This window comes from Bordetella sp. H567 (genome assembly GCF_001704295.1).
Lineage (GTDB): Bacteria > Pseudomonadota > Gammaproteobacteria > Burkholderiales > Burkholderiaceae_B > Bordetella_C.
In genome coordinates, this window is record NZ_CP012334.1 from 4,864,006 (window position 1) to 4,882,395 (window position 18,390).

An 18,390-nucleotide genomic window follows, 5' to 3' on the forward strand; every position below is an offset into this window, starting at 1 on the left:
ATACTATGGCTGCCAAGCAAGTCCTGTTCGCCGATGACGCCCGTGTGCGCATCGTGCGTGGCGTGAACATCCTCGCCAACGCGGTTAAAACCACCCTGGGCCCCAAGGGCCGCAACGTTGTGCTGGAGCGCTCCTTCGGCGCCCCGACGGTGACCAAGGACGGCGTGTCCGTCGCCAAGGAAATCGAACTGAAGGACAAGTTCGAGAACATCGGCGCCCAGCTGGTCAAGGACGTTGCCTCCAAGACCTCCGACAACGCCGGTGACGGTACCACCACCGCGACCGTGCTGGCTCAGTCCATCGTCCAGGAAGGCCTGAAGTACGTGGCCGCCGGCTTCAACCCGATCGACCTGAAGCGCGGCATCGACAAGGCCGTCGCCGCCGCCGTCGAAGAGCTGAAGAAGCTGAGCAAGCCCGTCACGACCAGCAAGGAAATCGCCCAGGTCGGCTCGATCTCCGCCAACAGCGATTCCTCGATCGGCCAGATCATCGCCGACGCGATGGACAAGGTTGGCAAGGAAGGCGTCATCACCGTCGAAGACGGCAAGTCGCTGGAAAACGAACTGGACGTGGTCGAAGGTATGCAGTTCGACCGCGGCTACCTGTCGCCCTACTTCATCAACAACCCGGACAAGCAAGTCGCCGCGTTGGAAGACCCCTTTGTCCTGATCTACGACAAGAAGATCAGCAACATTCGTGACCTGCTGCCCATCCTGGAGCAAGTCGCCAAGTCGAGCCGTCCGCTGCTGATCATCGCGGAAGACGTCGAAGGCGAAGCGCTGGCCACCCTGGTCGTGAACAACATCCGTGGCATCCTGAAGACCACCGCCGTCAAGGCGCCTGGCTTCGGCGACCGCCGCAAGGCCATGCTGGAAGACATCGCCATCCTGACGGGCGGCGTGGTCATCTCCGAAGAAATCGGCACGTCGCTGGAAAAGGCCACGCTGCAGGATCTGGGCCAGGCCAAGCGCATCGAAGTGGGCAAGGAAAACACCACCATCATCGACGGCGCTGGCGACAGCAAGTCGATCGAAGCCCGCGTCAAGCAAATCCGCGTCCAGATCGAGGAAGCCACCTCGGACTACGACCGTGAAAAGCTGCAAGAGCGCGTGGCCAAGCTGGCCGGCGGTGTCGCGGTGATCCGCGTCGGTGCCGCGACCGAAGTCGAAATGAAGGAAAAGAAGGCCCGCGTCGAAGACGCCCTGCACGCCACGCGTGCCGCGGTGGAAGAAGGCGTGGTTGCCGGTGGTGGCGTGGCCCTGCTGCGCGCCAAGCAAGCCATTTCCCAACTGAAGGGCGATACGCCTGACCAGAACGCCGGTATCAAGCTGATCCTGCGTGCCGTCGAAGAGCCGCTGCGCATCATCGTGGCTAACGCCGGTGAAGAATCCAGCGTGGTCGTCAACGCCGTGCTGGCTGGCAAGGGCAACTTCGGCTACAACGCCGCGACCGGCGAGTACGCCGACCTGGTCGAGCAAGGCGTGCTGGATCCGACCAAGGTTACCCGCACCGCCCTGCAAAACGCCGCGTCCGTCGCCAGCCTGCTGCTGACGGCCGAGGCTGCCGTGGTCGAGCTGGTCGAAGACAAGCCCGCTGCCCCGGCTGGCATGCCCGGCGGCATGGGTGGCATGGGCGGTATGGACTTCTAAGAAGTCCGGTCCGCGAGCCCCGGAGCATCCGGGGCCTTGCTTCCGCGAAAAGGCCAGGTTCATTGCGAACCTGGCCTTTTTTCATGCCAAGGACGAGCGTGCCGCCGGCGGCCTTCGCAGGCCTGGGCGCGGACCGGCGGGCCACCCTACCGGTCACGAAGCCGCCTGCCGCGAGCGGGCGCATGCCGCTTTCGGCGTGCCCTTACTGCTTGGAAATCACCGTGTATGGGTTTTGGCCTGGGTAATGGCGAGGGGCACCGATCAGCGCGTCGTACGCGCGCGTATCTTCCATGGGATCGCGGGGCGTATTCCGCAGGCCCAGGCGAGTCTGCAGCGAGCGCACGATGCCGGTCAGGCTGTCCCGGATCCCGTGCCGTCGTCGCCAGCCCGGCGCGTCGCCACGTGACGAGGCTTGCGCGCCGCCCGTGGCAGGACGCGTCTCGTAGCCGGTGCGCGCGGCGTGCGGAGACACCGACTCGTTATCGGTGGAAACGGTAGAAGCGGTGGAAACGGTTGGGGCTGGGTCCGGCGGGTGGACGGCGCTGTCCGGACCGGCGGGATGACCCATGCGACCGAGGCCCTGCGGATCGTTGGCACCACCGGGCGCGCGTACACGGGCGACCCCATCGAGCTGCTGCTCGGAGGGCGCTTTGATGCACTGGTAGAACTGGTCGACAATCGTACGGCGGTCCTGCCAGACGCTGGGTATCCACCTGGAATCCGGGCGCAGTTTGCTTCCTAGCGCATCGCATGCCGCGATCAGGTCGACGAACGCCGAATAGACGGCCTGGTCCGGCGTGGCGATTCCTTGCTGTATGCAGCGCCGCGCAAGATCTTGCCTGTCGAACATCCACACCACGTCGCCATTCTTGGTGGTGGTCAGGCCGGACCTTCCATTTCCCTCGGCGACGATCAAGGCGGCGCCTCTTCTTGCGCACATGCCCAGCTCGGTGAACAGCGTCTGGCCCGGCGCGGTGCGGAAGATCTTGCCCAAGATGGCTCGGAGCTCGTCATTGTGGGGCGCCAATCCCTTGCTGACGTGGATGCGCAGGTTGCCGCACGGGTCCTGCAATCTGGTTTTCCCTTTCCAGATGGGAAGGTGATAGGGCCGTGCGGCGTTGAGGCCTGCCGGGCGTTCCGGTTTGGGCGCCACCGACTCAGCCGATATCGATGCCGATGCCGATACATCGGCCGGTGCTAGTGCCGCAGTGGCAGCCGGATCGGCGGGCACGCCATAGCCATCGGTGCTGCCGGAGGCGGTGTGCGCCGTATCCGCCCCGCCCGCGATCGCGCCGCCGCGCTCCAAGTGCCGGCGCAGTTCGAGCAGGCAGGACTCCACCTGCATATATTGACTGGCATAGTCGGGGCTGCGCGGATCCAGGGGCAGGCGCAAGGGATCCCAGATCACCCGCCCGTTGTCGATCTGGATGGCCGGATGAACATGGCGCGCCTGTGAGCCCTGGCTGGCCGGCAAACCTTCGCCTGCGTCTGCAGCCGGCGGGGAAACCGAATCCAGGATGGGATAGATGCGATTCTCTTCGCCGATCAGGCGCAGCCTTTCGATCAGGGCACGGCCCGTACCCTCGCTGTAGATAAGCCGCAGCCGTTCCATGTATTGCGCGCGATGCTGCGCATAGTCGGGACGGATGAAGGCGGTAAACAAGCCATCCAGGTTGTCCTCGATATACCCGGCTGTGCTCAAGGCGCTCGCCGCGGCGGCCGGCACCGCCGCGATGTCAGGGTGGAAGCCGCCTTGGAGAGGGATAGAGCCGACATGCATGATGATCTCCGATGAATCAGCGAATAAAAGAGAGCGCCAGCGATGCGCTAGGCGCCTGAATGGCGTCTTGCAACGTTCACATAAGGGTTGTGCTTGTCTTGCCGTCCGCCCAGATTCCGGGGGGTGGAAGGCGAGCTGTTGAAGGTGTTGGCCAGCGCGCGCTTGGACTCCTGTAGCCAGCGCGCGAGGACGTTGTCTTGCGTTGGAGACGTTCCCGGGTCGCCCGCGTCCTGGCCGGCATCCGGCAAGCCCTTGCTTCCGCCCGGCATGTGTCGCAGCCTCAAGGCAGGCATGGGTGTGGTCGGCAGGGCAGGACCGCCTTGCGAGTACACCCTATCCATCGCCGAGGTCGATGGTCGCGACCCGAGTGTGCTGGGCAACGCCGGGGCCGGCGCGGGCAGCGCAGCTTCCACTTTCCACAAGGGGACCGCGAAGCGCAAATGCCCCCTGGACAGGACGTCCGTGCCCGGGGCGTTCGCACGCCGCGCCCGGCATCCGATAAGCTGCTGTTCGAACTGGTGCTGCAAGCCGGCGGCGGCGCCGACCTTTCCCAGCATGCCCAGTTTCGAGGCCAGCATGCCGTGGATCACCAGCAGGCTCAGGAAGGCACCGCTGGCCTGGGCTTCGCCCTCGGTCAACGCCAGGGATTGCGCCCGCGCGGCCAGGGTAGACTTGTCGAAGCCCCAGATGGGCGTCGCATCGTTCAGCCGCATGACGCCTTCCTTGCCCGAGGTGCTGCGGTGGACCAGCATGACGGCGCGCGAACGGCCGTATACCCACAGATCGCTCAGCAGGCGTTGGCCGATGGCGGTTTGATTCACGGCCTGCAATACAGTCCGGATCTCGTCCCAACTGTCCTTGGCCTGGCCCGTGAACCAGGCCGGCATCAGGCCGCCCAGGGTGTCGAAATGGACAGGACCACGCGGCCATTCCGGCATGTAGGCGGCGTCGAACTCATGCAAGGGGGCGGGGAATGTCGGCACATACCGCGATTGGGCCGCTGCCGGTGCGGTGCGCAAGGCGAGTTCCGCCATGAAGGCCGATTCGACGTCCCCGGGCTGTAGCGGAGGCACGCCCGGCCAGCCCTTTTGCGCCGCGAGGTTGCGAGCCTGCGCAAGTTCCCCGATAAGCCATCGATACGCCTCTGGAGTGGACTCCATGGCAGCCGACTGCCGACGATAGAAGCAATCCCATAGAACCTGCCCGTCCGCCGTGGCGGCCACTCCCTGGGACGGCAGATGGCCGGGCTCGGCCTCAAGATCATCGCGCGGACCGATCGCGATGCGGACGCCCTGCTCGGACAAGGCCTTGAGCTCGGCCAACACGCGGCTACCGGTGCCGGTGGTCGATAGCACCTTGAGCATGTCGAACACCTGGGCCTGGCGATCGGCGTAGGCGTGGGCCAGCAGGAAGCCGCCCAGGACGTCGACATGGGCCACCCCGTAATGACGGGGGTTTCGGTTGTCGAGTCGCTGGCGGGTGCTGGGGACGCTGTTGTCGGTATGGATCCCGGCGCCATTACCGGGATGGACATTGACATGCATGGACACCTCTGGTCGATGTAATGTGTATCTCGCCTATGCGGCCCGATTGCGTACAGCGATCACGCGGGTCGTTCCCCATCCCGCCATCATTCGGATCAATCCCCTCGCACGCTGGGACAATCCCGGATATTTTTGGCGCCAATTTCGGATAAACTTTTCCGGCTACCTGCTCCCGCACGGAAGCGCCGGCCTGGCGCGGCCGCTGGCGGGCTTCCCCCTCCCGCCTTCCCGGATGCGCCATGCCCCCTACCCCAGAACAATTCCCTTTTATTTCCGTGGCCGGACACCCCTACGAACGCGGGGTGCAGTACGGCCGCGCGGCGGTGGACCGGGTCCGCAAGAGCGCGGCGATGTACGGCCAGACGCTGGTGACCCTGGGCTACGACGCCATGGCGCGCACGCGGCTGATCGCCGCCTTCGCCAAGGAGATCGAAGCCTACGGCCCGCACTACATCGAGGAAATGCGAGGGATCGCCGAGGGTGCCGGGGTGCCGCTCGAAGATATCGTGATGATCAACGCGCGCACCGAAGTCGTCGCCAAGGCGCGCGCCGAGAAGCAGAAAGCCGCCGAACTGGAGCCGGGCGACGGCTGCACGGGCGCGCTGGTGCTGCCTGAACGTTCGGCCACCGGCAACCTGCTGCATGGGCAGAACTGGGACTGGCGCGCGGAATGCGCGGAGACCTCCATCGTGCTGCGCGTGCGGCAGGAAGACGGCCCCGACATGCTGACCTTCGTGGAGGCGGGCGGCCTGGCGCGCAGCGGGCTGAACAGCAAAGGCGTTTCGATCACCGCCAATTACCTGGAATCGGACCGCGACTTTACGCAGCTGGGCGTGCCGCTGTCGCTGATCCGCCGCAAGGTGCTGGAACAAGAGCACTTCGCCCTGGCGATGAAGGCCGTGGCGACGACGCCCAAATCGTGCTCGAACAACATCATGCTGGGAATGGCCGAGGGCTTCGGTATCGATTTCGAATGCACGACGGACGAAGCCTTTCCCATTTATCCCGGCACGGACGACCTGATCGTGCATGCCAATCACTGGGTCAGCGAAGTGGCGCTATGCAAGCTGCAAGATACCGGCCGCGCCAGCACCCCGGAAAGCCAGTACCGCGATTGGCGGGTGCGCCGCCTGCTGAACAAGCGCGAAGCGTTGACGCGGGACGACTTGCGGGCGGCCTTTTTCGACGACTTCGGCACGCCGTATTCGGTATGCCGGCCGCCGCGTCAGAACAGCCATGACAATCTGTCCGCATCCGTGGCGATGGTGGTGATGGAACCGGCGGTCGGCGAGATGGACGTGGTTCCCATGCCGGCGCTCAATCGCGTGTATACCCGCTACAGCTTGACGGCGGAACCGGAAGTCTTCACCTACGGCCAGACGGCCGATGCCCGATAACGGCCAGGAGCCCGCGCATGAAGATCGATATCGTATCGTCCCACCGGAAGCTGGGTTTTGCGCTGGGCTCGATGGCATTGGCCTGCACGGCAGCTGTAGGCATCGCGTGCGCCGCCGACGCGACGCCGCTGCGCATCGCCATGACCGCCGATATCCGCTCGACGGAGCCCGGGGTGAACCGTGACGCCAACAGCGATATGGTCGTGATGCATATCGTGGAAGGCCTGGTCGCCTTCGGCGAACACGCGGAGATCAAGCCGCTGCTGGCCAAGTCGTATGAGGTCGGTGATGGCGGCAAGACGTATACGTTCACGCTGCGCGATGGCGTAACGTTCCAGAACGGCGCGCCACTGACGGCCCAGGATGTGGTGTGGAGCTGGAATTACTTCATGAACCCGAAGACGGCCTGGCGCTGCCATGGCGACTTCGACGGCAGCGCGGGTCCCAAGGTGACGTCGGTGGAGACTCCGGATGCCCGCACGGTGGTGTACCGGCTGGACAAGCCCTATGGCTTGTTCCTGGCGTCGCTGGCACGGCCGGATTGCGCCGGCGGTGGCGTGGTGCACCGGGATTCCTTGAACCCCGACGGAACATGGAACAAGCCGATCGGGACCGGCCCCTTCATGCTGCAGGAATGGAAGCGTGGCCAGTACATCAGCCTGGCGAAGAACCCGCGCTACGCAAACCAGGATGGCAAGCTGGACGGCTTTACGGGATCGAAGCGGCCGCTGGTGGACGAGGTGCGCTTCATGATCGTGCCGGACGATGCGACGGCGAAGGCCGCGTTGCAGCGCGGCGATATCGATATCATCCAGGACCTGTCGTACACGGACGTGAAGCCGATGCAGACGGTCAAGGGCGTCAAGGTGACATCGTCGCCGGTGATGAGCCTGACGGCGCTGCTGATGCAGACGCGTGATCCCGTGCTGTCCAACGTGAAGCTGCGGCAGGCGATCGTGCATGCCATCGACAATGCGCAATTGGTGGCGGCGGTGGGAGACGGGCTGATGCAGCCGAGTACGTCGATGGTGCCGCTGATTTCCCCCTATTACGACACGATGCAGCATGAGACCTGGAAGTACGATCCGGCGCTGGCGCAGAAGCTGGTGCGGGAGTCGGGGTACAAGGGCCAGGAGATCGTGATGCTGGCGACGAAGCGCTATCCGGAGACGTATACGTCCGGGGTGATCATCCAGGCGATGCTGCAGGCAGTGGGGATCAATACGCGGCTGGAGGTGATGGAATGGGCGACGCAGATGGACCACTACAGCAGCGGCAAGTACCAGATGATGACTTTTCCCTATTCCGCCAGGCTGGATCCCAGCTTGAACTACGAGATGATGGCAGGCAACAAGGACAAGCAGCCGCGGAAGGTGTGGGACGATCCGAAGGCGCTGGCGTTGATCGAGTCATCTTCGGCGCTTACCGATACGGCGCAGCGGCAGGCGCAGTTCGATGAACTGCACAAGCTGTTCCTGGCGGATGCGCCGATGATGCCCTTGTTCAATGGGCTCGATGTGGGCGCCTTCCGGGATACCGTGCGCGGGTATACGCCTTGGGCGCTGAAGCGGGCGCGCGCCTGGGAGGTTTCGCGGAATCCGTAGGCGGTGATTCGGCGACCCCGAGCGCGTCAAGCAGGAACTGGTGGCCGGCGGCTCGCTTAACGCATGCGGACTTGTCCGAACTTGAACCAGGCGTGCGAGATTTTTCCGGCGGTGACGCGGTAGATGGCCACGACGTCGATGTCGCCGACGCCGTCGGGGAAGGTGCGCGTTACGACTTCCTGGTCCACCACGAGGTCGTCAACGACGATGCGGTTCACCAGCCTGGCATGCAAAGCGTCGTCCTTGAAGCGTTCGGTGTATCGAGCCCTTATCTGTTCTGCGCCCTCGGCCAGTAGCTTGTCGGGGAATTCGAAGTTCTGGCAGTCGGGGGACCAATGCCGCATGTAGGCATCGATGTCGCGATTGTTGTAGTCGGTGAGTTGCTGTTCGATTAGCTGCTGTGCCTGGCTTTCGGTTGGGACGTTCACGGCATTCCTCGTGATTTCGGTTCGGGGCTGCGGGCGGATATGGTAGTGGATCTTTCGGTGGTGGGTGGTTGCTGTCGGTGGTTCATGTGCTGATGCCGTCCGTCGGGGGTGATGCCTGTCGGGGCCGGCCCGATCGGGCGGTCCGGCGCGCGGGCGCCGGACACCGCTGCGCTCACCTCGTTCGGCGGCCGTTGTCTGGTGGGGTTCTTCTTGATGGCGTCCGCGGCACGCCTGCCTTCGGTGTCCGCTCGCTCGCCCTCAACGGGCCGGCCCCGACAGGCATCACCCCCGACGGACTCCGTTGTGCCTTAATCACTGCCGCTGGGACGGGCTGTGTTCTTGCGCTTCGTGGCTGATGTGCCCGGCTGCTGGAAGATTTTGGCTTGCCCGTCGTTCATGGCCGCCCAGCGCGGCCATGAAGCGACCTACGCCATCGCGTCATGCCCCGGTCGCTGGCATGCGGTGAGCGCTGCGGGGCGCCGCATGGCACCACCGCGTAGGTGACGCGTGGCCGCGCTGGGCGGCCTCGCGGCACCGGGCACCGCACCATCTTCCATCGGTCGACCTCATCGGCCACGAAGCGCTAGAAACCCGGCCGTGCCAGCGACGCGTGATTAAGGCACATCGGAGTCCGTCGGGGGTGGTGCCTGTCGGGGCCGGCCCGTTGAGGGCGAGCAAGCGGATACCGAAGGCAGGCGTGCCGCTGACGCCATCAAGAAGAAGCCAGGGAGTGTCATAAATTTTGTGTTTGAGGCCTAACATAGCTGCTCCAGAGGAGCACATTATGGCTACCAAGCAAAAGGCACCTCCGAGGGAATTGCCATCGATTCCTGCAAATCTGATGGATGAGTTCGTCAAAGGTCCGATGACGCCGGAGTCGGTGCAGGACCTTTCGATGGCGTTCAAGAAGGCCCTGATCGAACGGGCGCTGGGCGCGGAAATGGGCCAGCACCTGGGCTATGGCGCCGGCACGGACCCGCCCGAAGGCAGCACTAACCATCGCAACGGCACCAGTGGCAAGACGGTGATAACCGACGATGGGCCGCTACGCGTGGACATTCCCCGGGACCGGCAAGGCAGTTTTGCGCCGATCCTGATTCCCAAGCACAAGCGTCGATTTACGGGATTTGATGACAAGATCATCGCCATGTACGCCCGGGGGATGACGGTGCGCGAGATCCAAGGTTTTCTGCTTGAGCAGTACGGCACGGAAGTCTCGCCCGAGTTCATCAGTTCGGTGACCGACGCGGTTATGGAAGAGGTGATCGCCTGGCAGAACCGCCCTTTGGAGACCATGTATCCGGTGGTGTTCTTCGACGCGTTGCGGGTGAAGATCCGCGAAGATGGCGTGGTACGCAACAAGGCGGTGTACCTGGCGCTGGCGATCCTGCCGGACGGCACTCGTGACATCCTGGGCCTGTGGATCGAGCAGACCGAGGGATCGAAGTTCTGGATGAAGGTGTTCAACGAACTCAAGACTCGGGGCACGCTGGATATCCTGATCGCGGTCACCGACGGCTTAAAGGGAATGGAGCAGGCGCTGAACGCGGTATTTCCAAGCACCACACTGCAAACGTGCATCGTGCATCTGATGCGCAGTAGCGTCGAATATGCGAGCTGGAAGGAGCGCCGGATAGTGGCTGCGGCTCTCAGGCCGATCTACACCGCACCGACCGTGGAGGCTGCGCAAGCGGCGCTGGCAGTGTTCGAGCAAGGCAGTTGGGGCCAAAGATATCCGACCATCGCCCAGACCTGGCATCGCGCCTGGGACCGCGTGATCCCGTTCTTTACGTTTCCCCCGGCGATCCGAAAGATCATCTACACCACCAATGCCATCGAGAGCTTGAATGCGCAATTGCGCCGATCGGTAAAGACCCGTGGACACTTCCCCAGTGACGACGCCGCAACCAAGTTATTGTGGTTAGTCCTGCGCAATATCACGGGCACCTGGGGCTGCGCCACGCACGACTGGAGGTTGGCCATGAACCAGTTTGCCATCATCTATGCAGAACGCTTCACCGACCCATATCACTGAAGTAGCATGAACCTGGAGAGTCAGAAACACGACGACGTTCAAATGCCTCAAACACAAAAATCCTGACAGTCCCAGAAGCCAAACAAGGAGCGGCCGCCGAACGAGGTGAGCGCAGCGGTGTCCGGCGCCCGCGCGCCGGACCGCTCGATCGGGCCGGCCCCGACAGGCACCACCCCCGATGGACGGGATTAGCAGATTACCCACCGACAGCACCGCGCAACCACCGACAGCACCACCCGACCACCGCCGACAACCCACCCACCGGTGACCCAAACCTCAAACCGCCGGCCGACGCTCCAGCGCGACACGATCGCGGCCTGCTTGTTTCGCCAGGTACAAGGCACGATCCGCCCGGCTCAAGGTAGTGGAAACGCTTTCACCGGTGCGATGCAAAGCCATCCCCACGCTGACCGTCAACAGCAGTTGTTCGCCTTGGACCTCGATCGCGTTGCCCCGCACTCCCGCCAGGATCCGGTCGATGACGGCTTCGCCCTCTTCCAGGCTGATGTTCGGCAACAGCACCAGGAATTCCTCGCCGCCCCAGCGGGCGACGTCGTCGCTTTCACGTACAGAGCAGCGCATGATGTCCGCCAGGCGGGTCAGCGCGCGGTCGCCGGCGTCATGCCCATAGCGATCGTTGATGCGCTTGAAATGGTCCACGTCCAGCATCGCGACGACGAAGGCCGGTTGATCGGCGTCCGCGGCCAGGGACAGTTCCTTCATGCGCTCCATCAGCGCACGGCGGTTCAACAGATTGGTCAAGGGATCGCGGATCGACGATTCCTTGAGCGCGGCATTCATGTCGCGCATCATTTCCTGGTAGCCGTCGGAGATGCGCACCAGCTTGGCCAGGCGCTTCAATTCGCGGTCATAGCGCGCCACCAGCCCCAGCTCACGCTGCCGCGCCATCATCTGGAAGGCGTCGGAGAGGTACGAGATCCGCTCGATGCGTTCCAGCTGTTCGTTCGTGTGCTGCCAGAGTTCCTCGAGCACGCCGCGCAGCGGATGACCCGCATAGCCGGGCTCATCCAGCATGGACTGGATACGCGTTTCGAGATTCTGGTAGCGCTTCTTCATTAGCGGCCGACGACGGTAAAGGGAAAGGTGCAGTCTTCCTTGAACTCCTCGGCCAGTTCGCCGACCCGTTCATTCCGACTGTCGTAATACCAGGTGACTGCCACGTCGTGGCCATCCCCGTGCGCTGCTTCCAGCAGATCGAAGATATCCATGACGGCCTTCACGCTGCTGGTGTTCAGATACTGGAGTTCGAGCGTGACGGCCAGCGCCTGCTTGGTGGAAGCCAGGTAGTCGTCCACCCACTGGATGACCGGCCCGAACAGCTCGAACGAGTTCTCGGGATAGGAGTCGCCGCTCAGGTGCAGGCTTCCCTTCGCGCTGTCGGTCACGATGGACGGCGTCGACTGGGAAGCGGGGATATTGAGTTCTTTCATATTGGTGGTTGCTCGAGGGCAATACGATCAGATGACGACGCTCAGGCTGAAAAAGCCACGGCCGTCGCCGTGCGGGCTGAACGAGGCCTCCAGGCCGGCGCTGGCGCGCCGCGCCAGGTCTATCAGGCCCAGCCCGGCGCCGGTGGTGGCGGCCGGGTCGCGGGGCTGGCGCAGCTGCGTCTTGTAGGCCGCCTTCAGTCCGGCCTTGTCCATGGCGGCCAGTTCGCGCACGCGTTCGACCAGGCGCTCGCCATCGGCCACTTCGACGCGGTTGCCCGCGCTTACGGTGTAGCGGCCTTCTTCATTGCGGGCGATCACCACGGTGGCGGCGGCGTCGCCATCCCCGTAGCCCTGCTGCATCGCGTACTGTCGGATGTTCTGCGTCATCTCGATATAGGCCGAGAACACGTCCATGGCCTCGGCGGGACGTGCTTCCTGCGTTTCCAGGTAATTCTTCAGGGCGTTGCCGATTTCCTCGATCAGGCTGCGGGAGATCGGCCCGTTAAAACAAAGCAGTGTGCGGTCCTGGTTGAATCGCTCTCGCAGCGCGTAAAGGTCCGATGCTTTCATGGGTGTCCGTCTGGGGAGTTATTCGAAGCGAAAGGAAAGTATGGTGATGTCGTCGCGCTGCGGCAAGTCGCCCCGGTATTCCTCCAGGACGCGCTCCAGCGCTTCGGCCTGCGCACCCAGCGGCAGGCGCGCCATCTCTATCAGCGTGCGGGTGAAGCGCGTGGTGCCGAAGCCGAAGCCGTGCTCGCCGCCGGCCTGGTCGAGAAAACCGTCGGTACTCAGGTAGAACGTCATACCCGCGCTCAAGGGCATGGCCGTGTTGGCGTACTCGCCGTGGCGCTTGTCGCCCAGCGCACGCCGCGCGCCGCGGTGTTCGCGGCACTGGGCGCCGTCGGTCTCGTACAGCGCAATCTTGGCGCCCGCGAACAGCAGCCTGCCGGCGGCGCGGTCGATGTAGACCAGGCCGGCGTCGGTATTGGTGGCCAGGGCGTGCGGTACCTGCATATCGGCCAGCATCGCCCGGATGGCGGCGTCGGTGCGCGTCAGGATGCCGGCCGGATCGGACGGCCCCGCCTCGGCGACGGCTACGTCGACGGCGGCGCGCACCAGCATGGTCATCAGGGCGCCCGGCACGCCGTGGCCGGCGCAGTCCATCACGCCCAGCAGGCAGTTGTCGCCGTCGGCGCGAAAGACGTAGAAATCGCCGCCCACGACGTCGCGCGGCTTCCACATGACAAAATGGCGCGCCCCCAGGGACTGCGCCATCTGGCGCCGCGGCAGGATGGCCTGCTGGATCAGGCTCGCGTAGTCGATGGAATCGCCGATCTTCTTGTTCGCGCTGGCCATGGCCAGGTTGGCGGCTTCCAGCGCGCGGGTACGCTCGCGCACCTTGGTTTCCAGTTCCTGGGTATGGGTGCGGACTTTCTCCGCCATCACGCCGAAGGCGCGGCTCAGGTCGCCTATCTCGTCCGCGCCGCCCTTGGGCAGCCGCACGTCGTAGCGGCCGTCGGCGATGGCGCGCGCCGATTGCTGCAGCTTGCGTATGGGCCGCAGGACCAGGCGGTTGACCGCGTAGCCGAAGGCCGCCAGCAGCCCGCCGATCAACAGCAGCAGCGCCGCGGCGGTGGGCCACAGGCCCGCGGTATCGACGATGCGCGCGGCGTGCAGGTCCACGGCGGCCAGCACGTACCAATGCAGCTCCGGCACGTACGAGACGGAAACCAGCTGGCGCTTGCCATCCAGGCGCGCCCAGATCGCCTGCGCGATATCGGGGGTTTTCGGCGCGTCGCGCAGCGCCTGTTGCAGCGCCGCGCGGCCTGCCTCGTCCTGGATCAGGCTGAAGATCCTGCCGGGCGCGCCGACCCCGGCGGCGCCGGAGTTGTAATCGATCAGCGCGGGATCGGGATGGGCCTGGATGCTGCCCTGTTCGTCGATGATGATGGGCGTGACGCCCGGTTCGCCGCTGCCGACGAATTCGTGCAGGAAGTCGCTCAGGTCCAGGCTGGCGCCGCCGATCGCCAAGGGCTTGCCCTGGTCCCGCACGATGACGTTGAACCAGACGCGCGTGACCTTGAGCTTGCCGTCCGGATTGACGTTGATGTTGTATTCCGTGGTGGACCGCAGGCTGTCGTAGAACCAGCGGTCTTCCGGGTCGCCGGCATGCAGCTGGTAGCGCGGCGCCTCGGAAAACGGCTTGTCGGCTTCGTTGAAGTAGTACTTGCCGCTGGCCGCGTTGATCAGGAAGTAGGCATGCGAGCGGAAGGCGGTGCGATAGCCTTCGGCTTCCTTGAAGAAGCGCTCGCGCTTGGCGGCGTTGTCTTCGTCGCGCATCCACTCCAGCGCCAGCTGCGACTCGACCAGCCGCTGCGACAGCGCCAGTTCGCGCGTAATCGGGGCCAGGATGCGTTGGCGGCTGAGCAAGGCGAAGTTGTCGGCATAGGCGCGGCCGAAGTGTTCCCGCACCTGTTCCATGGCATGCCAGCCGAGCAATGCGGTGGGGATAAGCGCCAGCAGGCATGCCAGCACGAGCGCGAGCAGCGATTTCGCCCGCAGACCTAACTTCGCCATGAATTCCTTTCCTCCACCAGGCCGCAAGTGCCCAAGCCATAAAGACGGCTCTGGTGTCCGACCGGCGCCGTGGCCGCCCGCTGGGCCACGTACGGTCGACTGTAAGTGTAGAGGCGCGAATCCCGGCGATTACCCCTGAAAACGGGGCAAAAATGGCTGCTTCAAGCGGCTTAGAACCCTCGTGCCCGGGAGTGCGGCGCAACAATGCGCGGCTGTGCGAATTTATTTCCTTGGTTTGCTCCACCTGCGTATCTGGCGTGCCTTAGGACGGCATGTGGCTCAGACGCCCAGGTAGCGCGTCCACAGGCCGCGATCCGCATCGAGCTCACGGGAATCGCCCGCCCACACGATGCGGCCGCGCTCCAGGATGACGTGGCGGTCGGCCAGCGCCAGCAGCCGCTCGACGTATTTGTCGATCACCAGGATGGTCTGGCCGGCCGCGCGCAGTCGCGCCAGGCAAGCCCAGATTTCCTCGCGCACCTTGGGCGCCAGGCCCTCGGTCGCCTCGTCCAGGATGAGCAGGCGCGGGTTGGTTACCAGCGCACGGCCGATCGCCAGCATCTGCTGTTCGCCGCCGGACAGCTGGTTGCCCATGTGGCTGGCGCGCTCGGCCAGGCGCGGGAACAGCGCGCAGACGCGCTCCGGCGTCCAGGGATGCGGGAGCTCCCGGCCTCGCACCGTGGCGAAAGCGGTCAGGTGCTCGCGCACCGTCAGATTGGGGAAACACTGGCGCCCTTCCGGCACGATGGCGATGCCGGCGCGGGCGATGCGATCGGTGGCCCAGCCGCCGATCTCCCGGCCGTCGAAGCGGATGCGCCCCGCCTTCAGCGGCAATTGCCCGTACAGCGTGCGCAGCAAGGTCGTCTTGCCCATGCCGTTGCGGCCCAGCAGCGTGAGCACCTCGCCGCTGCCGATGGACAGATCCACGCCGAACAGCACCTGGCTGGCGCCGTAGCCGCTTTGCACGCCTTGCAGCTCCAGCATCGCGTGGCTCGCCACGCCGCCTTGGGCGCCGGTGCCCGGGCCATCGGTAGCCGTGCCGTGCGCCCGGGCGCGCGCGTGGCCCATGCCGCCGTCGACGCCGCTGTTCATGTCGTCACGAGCGGGCGCGTGTCCATCTCGTCTCCCAGGTAGGCCTGGCGCACCGCCGCGTCGTTGCGGATCTGCTCGGGCGTGCCGGTGGCGATGATGCGGCCGTAGACCAGCACCGAAATGCGATCCGCCAGGCGGAATACGGCTTCCATATCGTGTTCGACCAGCAGCATCGCGGCGCGGCCGCGCATCGATTCGATCAGGTCGGCCAGGCGCGCGGTCTCGTCGGGCCCCATGCCGGCCATGGGTTCGTCCAGCAGCAGCACGCTGGGCCGCGCCGCCAGCGCCAGCGCGAATTCCAGCTTGCGCTGCTCGCCGTGCGGCAAGGTGTCCGCACGGCGGGCCAGTTGTTCGGCTTCCAGGCCGCACTCTTGCGCGAGGGCGTGCGCCGCGTCGTACAGGCCGCGTTGCGCGGCGCGCGGGCGCCAGTAGCCCAGGCCGCCGCCGTCATGCGCCTGTACGGCGAGCAGCAGGTTGTCCCGCACGGTGAAGCGCTTGAAGACGTTGGTGATCTGGTAGGACCGCGACAGGCCGGCCGCCACGCGCCGATGCGCGGCCAGCCGCGTGATGTCCGTGCCGTTGAGCCGCAGCTGGCCGGCGTCCGCGGGCAGCGTGCCGGCCAGTAAATGAATCAGGGTGGACTTGCCCGCGCCATTCGGGCCGATGACGGCGTGGATCTCGCCCGGCATCAAATCCAGCGACAGCTTGTCGGTCGCGACCAGCGCGCCGAAACGCTTCACCAGCGCCCGTGCTTGCAGCGCCGGCGCATCGCTTGACGGACGTCCCCCAGCGACGTGCCGCGGCTGCGCGGTACCTGTTCCGGGCAGGACGGTGCCGTGTTCGGGCGCCGGCGCGGACGCGGTGGCAAAGCCATCCCGCCGCAGCGCGCCTGCCTGCACGCCAAGGGCGGCCGGCCCTTCGGATGTACGCCCACCGGCATCCCCGGCAAGGGCAGTGTCCCCTGCGGCCGCCTGCCGTCCGGCGAACCAGGGCGCCGCCAGGCCGGCCAGCCCGCGCGGGGCGAAGAAGACCACGGCCAGCAGCACCAGCCCCAGCGGCAGATGCCAGTACTCCGTCCACATGCGCAGTACTTCTTCCAGCGTCAGCATGAGCGCCGCGCCGGCCAGCCCGCCGTAGCGCAGCCCCATGCCGCCCACCAGCACCATGATCAGGAGGTTGGCGGACTGCGTCCAGTGCATCAGGTTGGGCGACACGAACAGGTTGTGATTGGCCAGCAACGCCCCCGCCAGGCCGGCGACCGCGGCCCCGATGACGAAGGCCGTGAGCTTGATGCGATAGACGGGATAGCCCAGCGCCACCATCCGCGATTCGTTCTCGCGCACGCCCTGCAGCGCCGCTCCGAAGCGGGAGTCCGTCAAGCGGTTCAGCGCCGCCGACAACAGCACGAACAGCGCCAGGACCACGTAGTAGAACGGCACATCGGCGCCCAGGTCCACGCCCGGCAGCACCGCCGGCCCGGGCAGGTTCAGGCCATCATCGCCGCCATACTGGCGCAGCGAGATGAACACGTAATACAGCATCTGCGCAAAGGCCAGGGTGATCATGATGAAGTACACGCCACGCGTGCGCAGCGATATCGCGCCGGTCACCCACGCCAGCAGCGCGGCCAGGACGGCGGCGGCGGGCCAGACCACGAAGGCCGAGCGCACGCCCGCCACGCCCAGCATGGCCGCCACATAGGCGCCGGCACCAAGAAAGGCCGCATGCCCCAGGGCGACCATGCCGCCGTAGCCCAGGACCAGGTTCAAGCCGGCGGCCGCCAGCGCGAAGATCAACACGCGGCGCACGAAGGAGATATAGAAATCCAGGCCGACCAGTGGCGCGACCAGCGGGAACAGCGCCAGTAAGGCCACGCCCGCCAAGGTCCACATCGCGGTACGCCGCATGATCAGCCGCGCGCCGGAAACAGGCCGGCGGGACGGAACACCAGCACCGCCGCCATCAGGATGTAGATCGACAGCGCCGCCAGCGTCGGGCCCACGCTGCCGGCCACGGACGGCGCGAAGACCTGCCGCAGCAAGAGTGGCAGGAAGGCGCGTCCGGCGGTGTCCACCATGCCCACCAGCAGCGCGCCGACGAAGGCGCCGCGTATGGAGCCGATGCCGCCGATGACGATGCACACCAAGACCAGAATCAGGATGTCTTCGCCCATGCCCACCTGTACGGCGGTCAGCGGGCCCAGCAACGCGCCGGCGACCGCGGCCAGCATGGCACCCAGGCAGAAGACGCCCAGGAACAGCAGCGGCACGCGCACGCCCATCAACGTGGCCATCTGCCGGTTCGACGCGCCGGCGCGCACCAGCACGCCGGCGCGGGTGCGGGTCACGAAGGCATAGAGGCCCAGGGCCACCAGCAGGCCGACGGCAATGATCATGAGGCGATACGAGGAATACATCAGGTCGGGCAGCAGGCGCACCGGCCCGCTCAGCGCCGGCGGCGTGGCCAGCATGACGGGCGCAGGGCCCCAGATCATCTTGGCCAGGTCGCCGGCGATCAGGATGACGGCATAAGTGCCCAGCACCTGGGCCAGATGATCGCGCACCGCCAGCCGGCGGATCAGCACCCACTCCAGCACCGCGCCGACGACGCCGGTGGCCAGCGCCGCCACGCAGACCGCCGCCACGAAGGAGCCGGTGCGCTGCATGGTTTCCGCCGCCACATAGGCGCCGGCCATGTACAGCGAGCCGTGCGCCAGGTTCAGGATATCCATGATGCCGAAGACCAGCGTCAGGCCCGCGGCGATCAGGAACAGCATCAGGCCGAATTGCAGTCCGTTGAGCAGTTGCTCCAGGACAAGCGTGTATCCCATGGC

General features: G+C 65.6%; 14 protein-coding genes and 1 pseudogene. 4 read left to right on the forward strand and 11 right to left on the reverse strand.

The genetic code is table 11. The annotated features are described in order from the left end of the window. Nucleotides 1–5: 5 nt before the first annotated feature. Nucleotides 6–1,649, forward strand: a complete 1,644-nt coding sequence (gene groL, locus AKI39_RS21805) for a chaperonin GroEL (protein WP_066640889.1) — start codon at nucleotides 6–8, stop codon at nucleotides 1,647–1,649. Nucleotides 1,650–1,851: 202 nt separating this feature from the next. Here the strand turns inward: groL and AKI39_RS21810 are convergent, their stop codons facing one another. Then, entirely contained in the window at nucleotides 1,852–3,429 is a 1,578-nt protein-coding gene (locus AKI39_RS21810) for a hypothetical protein (protein ID WP_066640891.1), read from the reverse strand. A gap of 47 nt (nucleotides 3,430–3,476) precedes the next feature. Next, nucleotides 3,477–4,973, reverse strand: coding sequence for a hypothetical protein (locus AKI39_RS21815; protein ID WP_145925348.1), 1,497 nt, complete (start codon nucleotides 4,971–4,973; stop codon nucleotides 3,477–3,479). A 239-nt stretch (nucleotides 4,974–5,212) separates the two neighbouring features. On the opposite strand from AKI39_RS21815, the gene AKI39_RS21820 reads away from it, so the two are divergent. Next, a complete protein-coding gene (locus tag AKI39_RS21820; protein WP_066640895.1) occupies nucleotides 5,213–6,370 on the forward strand; it encodes a C45 family autoproteolytic acyltransferase/hydolase in 1,158 nt (385 codons plus the stop codon). 17 nt (nucleotides 6,371–6,387) lie between these two features. After that, complete coding sequence (locus AKI39_RS21825) at nucleotides 6,388–7,974, forward strand: ABC transporter substrate-binding protein (protein ID WP_066640897.1); 1,587 nt, start codon at nucleotides 6,388–6,390, stop codon at nucleotides 7,972–7,974. Between the two features lie 56 nt (nucleotides 7,975–8,030). On the opposite strand, the gene AKI39_RS21830 is transcribed toward AKI39_RS21825, so the two are convergent. Beyond that, nucleotides 8,031–8,402, reverse strand: coding sequence for a nuclear transport factor 2 family protein (locus tag AKI39_RS21830; protein WP_066640899.1), 372 nt, complete (start codon nucleotides 8,400–8,402; stop codon nucleotides 8,031–8,033). A 784-nt stretch (nucleotides 8,403–9,186) separates the two neighbouring features. Between AKI39_RS21830 and AKI39_RS21835 the strand changes: the two genes are divergently transcribed. Next, on the forward strand, nucleotides 9,187–10,437 hold the full coding sequence (locus AKI39_RS21835; RefSeq protein ID WP_066631610.1) for an IS256 family transposase: 1,251 nt from the start codon (nucleotides 9,187–9,189) through the stop codon (nucleotides 10,435–10,437). Nucleotides 10,438–10,713: 276 nt separating this feature from the next. Here the strand turns inward: AKI39_RS21835 and siaD are convergent, their stop codons facing one another. The 8 genes and pseudogenes from siaD to AKI39_RS21870 all read right to left on the reverse strand — a co-directional run bounded on the left by siaD (nucleotide 10,714) and on the right by AKI39_RS21870 (nucleotide 18,387). Next, complete coding sequence (gene siaD, locus AKI39_RS21840) at nucleotides 10,714–11,514, reverse strand: biofilm regulation diguanylate cyclase SiaD (protein WP_066640902.1); 801 nt, start codon at nucleotides 11,512–11,514, stop codon at nucleotides 10,714–10,716. Beyond that, nucleotides 11,514–11,888, reverse strand: a complete 375-nt coding sequence (gene siaC / locus AKI39_RS21845) for a biofilm regulation phosphoprotein SiaC (protein ID WP_066640904.1) — start codon at nucleotides 11,886–11,888, stop codon at nucleotides 11,514–11,516. The genes siaD and siaC overlap by 1 nt, the downstream gene beginning before the upstream one ends. Nucleotides 11,889–11,915: 27 nt before the next feature. After that, the gene (gene siaB / locus AKI39_RS21850; protein WP_066640906.1) at nucleotides 11,916–12,458 is read right to left on the reverse strand and encodes a biofilm regulation protein kinase SiaB; all 543 of its coding nucleotides are present in this window, start codon (nucleotides 12,456–12,458) and stop codon (nucleotides 11,916–11,918) included. A gap of 18 nt (nucleotides 12,459–12,476) precedes the next feature. Next, nucleotides 12,477–14,465: a biofilm regulation protein phosphatase SiaA gene (gene siaA / locus AKI39_RS21855; protein ID WP_066640908.1), complete on the reverse strand. Its 1,989-nt coding sequence runs from the start codon at nucleotides 14,463–14,465 to the stop codon at nucleotides 12,477–12,479. A gap of 279 nt (nucleotides 14,466–14,744) precedes the next feature. Beyond that, the gene (locus tag AKI39_RS21860; RefSeq protein WP_066643582.1) at nucleotides 14,745–15,449 is read right to left on the reverse strand and encodes an ABC transporter ATP-binding protein; all 705 of its coding nucleotides are present in this window, start codon (nucleotides 15,447–15,449) and stop codon (nucleotides 14,745–14,747) included. Nucleotides 15,450–15,553: 104 nt separating this feature from the next. After that, the gene (locus AKI39_RS25835) at nucleotides 15,554–16,384 is read right to left on the reverse strand and encodes an ABC transporter ATP-binding protein (protein WP_443103670.1); all 831 of its coding nucleotides are present in this window, start codon (nucleotides 16,382–16,384) and stop codon (nucleotides 15,554–15,556) included. Between the two features lie 114 nt (nucleotides 16,385–16,498). Next, nucleotides 16,499–17,464 (reverse strand): annotated as a pseudogene (locus AKI39_RS25840) (branched-chain amino acid ABC transporter permease); the annotation flags it as partial. Nucleotides 17,465–17,466: 2 nt separating this feature from the next. Next, the gene (locus AKI39_RS21870; protein WP_066640913.1) at nucleotides 17,467–18,387 is read right to left on the reverse strand and encodes a branched-chain amino acid ABC transporter permease; all 921 of its coding nucleotides are present in this window, start codon (nucleotides 18,385–18,387) and stop codon (nucleotides 17,467–17,469) included. Nucleotides 18,388–18,390: the final 3 nt, after the last annotated feature.

Excerpts from the sequence above, each read along its gene's own strand:
- AKI39_RS21835 (WP_066631610.1), top strand. The coding sequence starts at position 9,187 with ATGGCTACCAAGCAAAAGGCACCTCCGAGGGAATTGCCATCGATTCCT.
- siaA (WP_066640908.1), bottom strand. The coding sequence starts at position 14,465 with ATGGCGAAGTTAGGTCTGCGGGCGAAATCGCTGCTCGCGCTCGTGCTG.
- AKI39_RS21820 (WP_066640895.1), top strand. The coding sequence starts at position 5,213 with ATGCCCCCTACCCCAGAACAATTCCCTTTTATTTCCGTGGCCGGACAC.
- siaB (WP_066640906.1), bottom strand. The coding sequence starts at position 12,458 with ATGAAAGCATCGGACCTTTACGCGCTGCGAGAGCGATTCAACCAGGAC.
- AKI39_RS21825 (WP_066640897.1), top strand. The coding sequence starts at position 6,388 with ATGAAGATCGATATCGTATCGTCCCACCGGAAGCTGGGTTTTGCGCTG.
- AKI39_RS21870 (WP_066640913.1), bottom strand. The coding sequence starts at position 18,387 with ATGGGATACACGCTTGTCCTGGAGCAACTGCTCAACGGACTGCAATTC.
- AKI39_RS21860 (WP_066643582.1), bottom strand. The coding sequence starts at position 15,449 with ATGCTGGAGCTGCAAGGCGTGCAAAGCGGCTACGGCGCCAGCCAGGTG.
- AKI39_RS21810 (WP_066640891.1), bottom strand. The coding sequence starts at position 3,429 with ATGCATGTCGGCTCTATCCCTCTCCAAGGCGGCTTCCACCCTGACATC.
- groL (WP_066640889.1), top strand. The coding sequence starts at position 6 with ATGGCTGCCAAGCAAGTCCTGTTCGCCGATGACGCCCGTGTGCGCATC.
- siaD (WP_066640902.1), bottom strand. The coding sequence starts at position 11,514 with ATGAAGAAGCGCTACCAGAATCTCGAAACGCGTATCCAGTCCATGCTG.
- AKI39_RS21815 (WP_145925348.1), bottom strand. The coding sequence starts at position 4,973 with ATGCATGTCAATGTCCATCCCGGTAATGGCGCCGGGATCCATACCGAC.
- siaC (WP_066640904.1), bottom strand. The coding sequence starts at position 11,888 with ATGAAAGAACTCAATATCCCCGCTTCCCAGTCGACGCCGTCCATCGTG.